We start from the raw sequence: 6848 nt of genomic DNA, 5'->3' as shown, positions 1-6848 counted from the left end.
TTCCGGCGTTCGGAACAGGAGCGAACACGGGGAGGAACCGGGATGGACCGGAAAAGAACCGGGATGGAACCGGGATGGACTCCGGGGCAGAACAGCCGGAAGGAGCGGGGAGGGGACGCAGGAGCGGGTAGTGGGTGGCTGGAATCCTCCCCTTCCGGCGCCCTCCTCCGGCTCTGCGCCGGGGTGGCCGGGTGTCACCGGCGCACGCCGTTGACCGGCGCCTTGCCCGGTGACCTTGGCATATGCCAGCGTCTCAAGCCGCAGTACAGAAAACCGGGATGCACCTCTTTTCAGTCAAGACCCCCTCCCTCGAGGCCTGTTGGCCGCTATCGTGATAGCAGCCTCGCGGTCCGGCATCGGTTGCGTGTATGCCGAGCGTGTCCGGACAACGGCGGCCACAAAGCAAGCGGTAACAACCTGCTAGGGGGACACCGTGGCGCTGAAGCCCGAGCCGACCGCGCCGTTCCATTCGGTGCAGTACGCACTTCGCGTACTCGAAACGATCTCCAGGCACACCGGTGGCGTCTCCGATGTGCAGATCGCCCGCGAAACCGGAATGTCCCCGGGCCAGCTGACCCATATGCTGGCGATGCTCCGGCACGAGGGCTATGTCGAGCAGCTCTCCGACGGGGCGTACGTCGTCGGTGCCTCCCTCCTGCTCCTGGGCTCGGGCGACAACCGCGACCAGGCCCTGCGCGACAAGCTCCAGCTCACCCTGGACCAGCTCCGGGATTCGGTCGGCGCGGCGGTCTACATCAGCCGGTACATCGACGGCGAGGTCAAGATCCTCCACTACGCCGACGGACCGACGGCGCCCAAGGTCAACGAGTGGGCCGAATTCCGCCGTACGGTACACGCCAGTGCGGTCGGCAAATGCCTGCTCGCCCAGCTCGACCACGACGACCGAAGAGATCACCTCTCGCGTCACAAGACCGCCCGGCTGACGTCCCGGACGATCACCAACGAGAAGATCCTCTTCCACAAGCTCGACAGCCAGCCGCCCACGGTGCCCGTCCTGGATCTCCAGGAGTACGCCGTCGGCACGGTCTGCGCGGCCGTACCGATCACCGCCGGCGCCACGGTCGGCTGCCTCGCGCTGTCCATGCCGCTGGAGAACGCCCACCGCCTGCGGCAGGCGGCCGACACCCTCAACCGCAAGGCCGCTCCGGTACTGCTCTCGCTGGCGATCTGAGCTTCGGCCCGAGCTTCCTGACGGGGGCGGTCAGAGGTCAGTCATGAGGGTGGCCATGAGGGCGGTCGTCAGAGACGTCATGAAGGCGGTCATGAGGGTGGTCATGAGGGTGATCACGGCAGTGGTCATGAGCACCCCTCTCGACCAGGTAGTATTTCTTTCGTCAGCGCGCGCCGCTAGCTCAGTTGGTTAGAGCAGCTGACTCTTAATCAGCGGGTCCGGGGTTCGAGTCCCTGGCGGCGCACGTAGGAAGTGGGCGTTTCCGGTTCTCCGGGAACGCCCACTTCGTCGTTGGCCACCGATAGCGCCATATCGTGATCAAGATGCCCTCGTGCGCCTGACGTACCCATGCGGGCACGTCAGGCGACTTCGGACGCTCCGGCGCGACTCGGACGGCCTCGGTGATTCAGGCGGCCTTGGGCAGTGGCGCCTCCGCGGGGCGGGCGGCCGTCTGCACCAGGGCCGTATAGGTACGGCGGAGAGCAATCAAGGACTCCTGCGCCTCGCGGTAGACGGCGGCGTCGGGGCCGCCCCGGTGGGCGAGGGTGCGTACCGGCGCGCAGTGCCGTTCCATGGCGCTGAGCCAGGCGCGGTGCTGCACCGGGAGGTGGCGGCGCAGCAGCTGACGCCGGCCTTCGCCCAGGCGGCGGCCCCCCACCCCCAGCACCGCCTCGGCTGCCTGCAGCACCGGCGGCTCCAGGGCACCCTGCTCGGCGAGCGCGGTGAGCACCGCGCGCTGTTGCGGCGTCGCCGCCGGAGCCGCCGCCAACTCGGCTGCCTCGGAGTGCAGTTGGATACGCAGCGAGTGGTGGACGCGAACCAGTCGGCGGAGCGCCGTCGGAGTGGAGCAGTCGTCCGGCGACCGGCCGGCGAGGGTTTCGGCGAGCCGGAAGAGCCAGATGCCGTGCGCCTCCAGACGGGTCGCGGCCAGCATCAGCCGGTCCAGCCGGCTGAGCGGCTGGCCCTCCCCCGCCCAGCGGACGATCGGCACCAGCGGCTCGGTGCGGGCCAGCTGGTCGATGGGGATGTGGCGGCGCGGTTTCCGTTCCGGGGCCCAGTTGTGCAACGCGAGGGTGGGCAGCGCGACGAACTGGTCGTGGTCGATGCGGTGCGCGATGGCCGCCCACAGGTCGAGGAACGCCTCGTCGGCGACCTCGCGTGCGGCCGGCGCCTGGGGGTCGAGTCCGCACCAGCCGCACGACACCGCGATCACCGCGATACGCATCGCGGCGGCCTCCGCATTGCGCACGGAGAGCCGGGAGACCCGCTGCCGCAGGGCGGACAACTCATCGGCCCGGCGGGCCCGTTCGACCAGCGCGATGGCGGCCTCGCGGTCCGGCGCGACCGCGGCGGCGCGCGCCATCGCGTCCAGCCGGGTCCAGGTGCCGATCATGGAACGGACCGGCGGCCGCTCGGGCAGGAACCCGTGTGCGCAGGGGTCGTGGGACGCGGAGGCGCCGACCGCCACCGCTTCGGGGCAGTCGCCGCCCGCCTCGGACGGCTCCGCGCCCCGCCGCGCCACGGGTATGGAGCGGCCCGGTCCGGCCACCGTCCCGCCCGCGACCTCCACGGCCTCCGCGACCTCCACGGCCTCCGCGGCCTCCATGCCCGCCGTGTCCGCCATGCCCTCCGCGGCCTCGGCAGCGGCTCCGTTCACAGCCGTATCCATCATCGTCGCGCCCCCCATCAGTACTTCCCCGTCAGCAGCCGGGCCAGCTGGTCGTCCAGGTCCAGATAGCGGCCCTCCTCGCCGGGCGCGACGATCGCCGCGGTCTGCTCCAGCCACGCGGTCAGCTCCGTCGCCCGTACGGACAGCTCACAGAGACTGTCGACGGTGGCCAGCTCGATATGGACGCGGCGCGCCTCGCCCGGCCGACGGAACGGCCACACCCGCACGTCGCCCTCCCCCACTTCGCCGCACAGCCCGCCCAGCAGCAGGTCACGGGCGAACACCCAGGTCGTGACCGTGTGGCCGCGGCTGATGAAGGCAACCTCGACCTCGTACGGGCGGTCGCTGCGATAGCTGAACCGGCCGGCCACCGGAACCGTGTCGTCCGGCCCGAGGAGGAGCTGCATCTCAAAGGTGCGCTTGGCTGTCGACACCACGACGATCAACCTTTCCGTCGGAGGGGCGAGCCACGGGAACCGGTCCAGGGCACGCGTCCTGGCAGACGTTGCTGTGGAGGGTGGGGTTGCAGGAGGCGCGTGAGGAGTGACGGACGCCATGGCCCCGCACCCTCCTCATCCGCTCCCCGTCTCTTCCGTCGCTCCGCCCTCCCGCCTCGGTTTCGCCCCGGCTTCACCTCGGCGTTCGCCTCAGCCTCTCAACCGGCTGGAGATATCGCATGTTGACGGGGCAACTGGTGATCTACGGATACGGACGTGCCGAACTCGATCTTCACAGAGCAATTCGGGCGGTCCGCCAGACGAAGGTCCCGAGATCAAGAGTCTTTCGCCCCGCGGGGGGGGCGGGGCGCGACGACCAAAGGTGGCGTGACGGGAATCACAGGGGTCGGAGGCGTGGGTGGCGCGGTCCTGGGTAAGGAGCACCTCCCGACGTCGTGTAGAGTTCTTCAGGTCAGCGCGCGCCGCTAGCTCAGTTGGTTAGAGCAGCTGACTCTTAATCAGCGGGTCCGGGGTTCGAGTCCCTGGCGGCGCACGTCACACTGAGGCCCCTCGCCATGCGGGGGGCCTCAGTCATGTCCTTTTCACTCGGCCGGGAACAGAGAACAGGCTGATGTGAGGTCAGCTCTCGTCGGCGTCGCTCCGGCGCTCGCGGCGCAGCCGCAGCCGGAGCCTCAGCAACTGCCCGGCGATGACCAGGACGGTCCCGCCGGCCAGCACCAGGCCAACGGCGGAGGTGCTGCTCAGTTCACGGCGCGCGGCGGAGTGGGCCGCCGGCTCGGAGGGGGCCGGAACCGAGGAGACCGGAGCCGAGAAGACCCGAGCGGACCGGGCGGGGTCGGACCGGGCGGGCGCGGGCTGCGCCGGGGTGGACACCGACGACGGGGCGACGGAGAGCGGGGCGACGGCAGGGAGGGGTGTGGCGGCGGAGAGCGTCGCGGTGCCGGCGCTGCGTGCGTCCACGCCGCACGCGAGTGCCGGCGCGTTGCCGTAAGCGGGCATCGTCGTCACCGCACAGCACGCGACCGCGGCGCAGAGAGCAATTCGCGGTGAGCGCATGGTGGACCTCCGATAGTTCCGAAGGTCCGCCCATGCCCGCCGCGCCGCATCCCGGTGCCATACCGGCCTGAGCCGTTCGAGTGCGGCATCGGCCTCACAGGGACGGTCACACCCGCCGGGTCACAGCAGCCCGGCACACCAGCCGGGCCACACCATCCCGGCCATCCCGGCCATCCCGGCCATGTCAGCCGGTCACACCAGGTCGATCAGATCCGCGATCGAGTCCACGACCCGGGACGGCCGGAACGGATGCCGCTCGACCTCCTCGGGCCGGGTCAGCCCGGTGAGCACCAGGAACGTCGTCATGCCCGCTTCCAGACCGGCCAGCACATCGGTGTCCATCCGGTCGCCGATCATCGCGGAGGTCTCGGAGTGGGCGCCGATGGCGTTCAGCCCGTGCCGCATCATCAGCGGATTGGGCTTGCCCACGAAGTACGGTTCGACGCCGGTCGCCTTGGTGATCAGCGCGGCCACCGCGCCGGTCGCGGGCAGCGGTCCCTGAGGCGAGGGTCCCGTCTCGTCGGGGTTCGTCGCGATGAACCGCGCCCCGTCGTCGATCAGGCGGATCGCCTTGGTCAGCGCCTCGAAGGAGTAGGTCCGGGTCTCACCGAGGACGACGTAGTCGGGGGCGTGGTCGGTGAGGACATAGCCGATGTCGTGCAGGGCGGTGGTCAGCCCCGCCTCCCCTATGACGTGTGCGGTGCCGCCGGGCCGCTGCTCGTTCAGGAACTGCGCGGTGGCCAGCGCGGACGTCCAGATCGACTCGACGGGCACGTCCAGTCCGATCCGGCTCAGCCGGGCGTGCAGGTCACGCGGGGTGTAGATGGAGTTGTTGGTCAGTACAAGGAAAGGCTTCCCCGACTCGCGCAGCCGCTTGATGAAGGCGTCCGCCCCGGGGACCGGCACGCCCTCGTGCATCAGGACGCCGTCCATGTCGGTGAGCCATGACTCGATCGGCTTGCGCTCTGCCACTGCCGAACTCCTGCCGTGCGTGGTGACCAGGGGCGCCGACCGCCACCCGGACACGCAAGAGCCGCCCCACTACCCCGCGCGTCGCACGAACGGCCGACCCTCCCCACCCTAAGTCAGCCGTCCGCGTACCGGCCCTGTCGATCACTCCCGATCTTCCTGCGCCCCGCCCGCCCGGTGGCCGTACGCCCAGGCCACGGCTATGCGGCGCAGTGGCCGTCGACCGGCCGGACCGGCCCGAAGAGCGGTGCGAGCACCAGCTCCGCCGCTCCGCCGGCGACCGCCCGGGCGCCGCCGGGGGCGAGCGCCACCGACACCGCGCCGCGGGCGCCGGGCCGGCCGCTGCCACGGGTGCGGGCCTGGGCGGCCAGGGCCCGCGCCACTCCGCTCAGGAACGGCTCCGGGTTCTCCAGTACGGTGCGCCCGCCGAGCAGCACGCGGTCGATATCCAGGAGTTCGACGAGGTTGGCCGCGCCCACGCCGAGCGCCCGGGCGGCGCCCGGCAGATCGCCACGGGCCACCGCCGTCAGGCACAGCGCCTCGATGCAGCCGTGCTGTCCGCAGCCGCAGCGCGGGCCGTCCAACTGGACTATCTGGTGGCCGAATTCCCCGGCACCGGTGCGGGGACCGCGGTAGAGACCACCGTCCAGGACGAGCCCGGCGCCGAGGCCCGTACCCAGATGGAGGTAGCCGAAGGAGCCGGCACCGGACGGCGCGCCCTGGGCCAGGCCGAGGGCCGCCGCGTTGGTGTCCTTGTCGAGGAGGACGGGCAGGCCGAGCCGTTCGGCGAGGGCGTCCCGCAGCGGGAAGCCGTCCCACTGGGGTGCGCCGGTGACGCGGTGCAGCACCCCGGTGGCGTGGTCCAGCGGGCCCGGGCAGGCCGCCCCGACTCCCAGGACCGGCGGTCGGCCGGACTCCCGGTCCAGTGGTCCGGCCGGCTCCCGGAGCAGCGCCGCGATCTCCCGCTCGGCCGTCGTGAGTACCGGCTCGGCGCCCGCCTCGAAGGCGAGCGGGGCGCGCCGGACGGCGACCGCCCGGCCCGCGAGGTCGACGAGGACGGCGATGAGCTCATCGCGGTCCAGATGCAGCCCGACGGCGTGCCGGGCACCGGGAACCAGTCGCAGGACCGTGGCCGGTTTGCCGCCCGTGGACGCGCGGCGGCCCGCCTCGGTGACCAGGCCCTCGGCCCGCAGTCGAGCGGTGATCTTGCTGACCGCCTGTGGAGTGAGCCCCGTGTGCGCGGCCAGTTCCCGCCTGCTGACCCCGCTCTCGCCGGCCGCGCGCAGCAGCCCGAGCACCACGGCGGCGTTGTGCCCGCGGAGGGCGGGGAGGTTGGCACCCGGATTGCCCACGGCAACCCGGCCGGTCACGGTCACGGTCACGTGGCGGTCGGAGGTCTGATCGCTGCTGGTCACCCCTCCATTGTCGGCGGAGGCTTGCACTTAGGCAACAGTGTTGCTTAAGTGGAGTGAGTGGGCGGGATGGACGGGACATGCCGGACATA

The 6848-nt window shown here is 71.3% G+C and carries 6 protein-coding genes and 2 tRNA genes; 3 read left to right on the top strand and 5 right to left on the bottom strand.

Translation table 11 applies throughout. The annotated features are described in order from the left end of the window. Nucleotides 1-433: 433 nt before the first annotated feature. Nucleotides 434-1192: an IclR family transcriptional regulator gene (locus tag AZE13_RS16265; protein WP_066931668.1), complete on the top strand. Its 759-nt coding sequence runs from the start codon at nt 434-436 to the stop codon at nt 1190-1192. A gap of 170 nt (nt 1193-1362) precedes the next feature. Further along, a tRNA-Lys gene (locus AZE13_RS16260) sits at nt 1363-1436 on the top strand. A gap of 162 nt (nt 1437-1598) precedes the next feature. Here the strand turns inward: AZE13_RS16260 and AZE13_RS16255 are convergent. Continuing rightward, entirely contained in the window at nt 1599-2849 is a 1251-nt protein-coding gene (locus AZE13_RS16255) for a hypothetical protein (protein WP_258527833.1), read from the bottom strand. 29 nt (nt 2850-2878) lie between these two features. Then, a complete protein-coding gene (locus AZE13_RS16250) occupies nt 2879-3298 on the bottom strand; it encodes an SsgA family sporulation/cell division regulator (protein ID WP_258527832.1) in 420 nt (139 codons plus the stop codon). A gap of 479 nt (nt 3299-3777) precedes the next feature. Here AZE13_RS16250 and AZE13_RS16245 point away from each other — a divergent pair. Further along, nucleotides 3778-3851 (top strand) — tRNA-Lys (locus AZE13_RS16245). 86 nt (nt 3852-3937) lie between these two features. On the opposite strand, the gene AZE13_RS16240 is transcribed toward AZE13_RS16245, so the two are convergent. The 3 genes from AZE13_RS16240 to AZE13_RS16230 all read right to left on the bottom strand — a co-directional run bounded on the left by AZE13_RS16240 (nt 3938) and on the right by AZE13_RS16230 (nt 6726). After that, nucleotides 3938-4318, bottom strand: a complete 381-nt coding sequence (locus AZE13_RS16240) for a hypothetical protein (protein ID WP_066931666.1) — start codon at nt 4316-4318, stop codon at nt 3938-3940. A gap of 249 nt (nt 4319-4567) precedes the next feature. Beyond that, nucleotides 4568-5347 (bottom strand): HAD-IIA family hydrolase, encoded by a 780-nt coding sequence (locus AZE13_RS16235; RefSeq protein WP_066931664.1) that lies wholly within the window; start codon nt 5345-5347, stop codon nt 4568-4570. 197 nt (nt 5348-5544) lie between these two features. Continuing rightward, complete coding sequence (locus tag AZE13_RS16230; RefSeq protein ID WP_066931973.1) at nt 5545-6726, bottom strand: ROK family transcriptional regulator; 1182 nt, start codon at nt 6724-6726, stop codon at nt 5545-5547. Nucleotides 6727-6848: the final 122 nt, after the last annotated feature.

Origin of the sequence: Streptomyces sp. NBRC 110611, assembly GCF_001590865.1 — a bacterium.
In the GTDB taxonomy this organism is placed as follows: Bacteria; Actinomycetota; Actinomycetes; order Streptomycetales; family Streptomycetaceae; genus Streptomyces.
The sequence above is the reverse complement of the archived record's forward strand: the minus strand, read 5'-3'. Positions and strand labels throughout refer to the sequence as shown.

Bases quoted from the DNA above. Each gene is read 5' to 3' on its own strand.
- AZE13_RS16240 (WP_066931666.1), bottom strand. From the start codon at position 4,318: ATGCCCGCTTACGGCAACGCGCCGGCACTCGCGTGCGGCGTGGACGCA.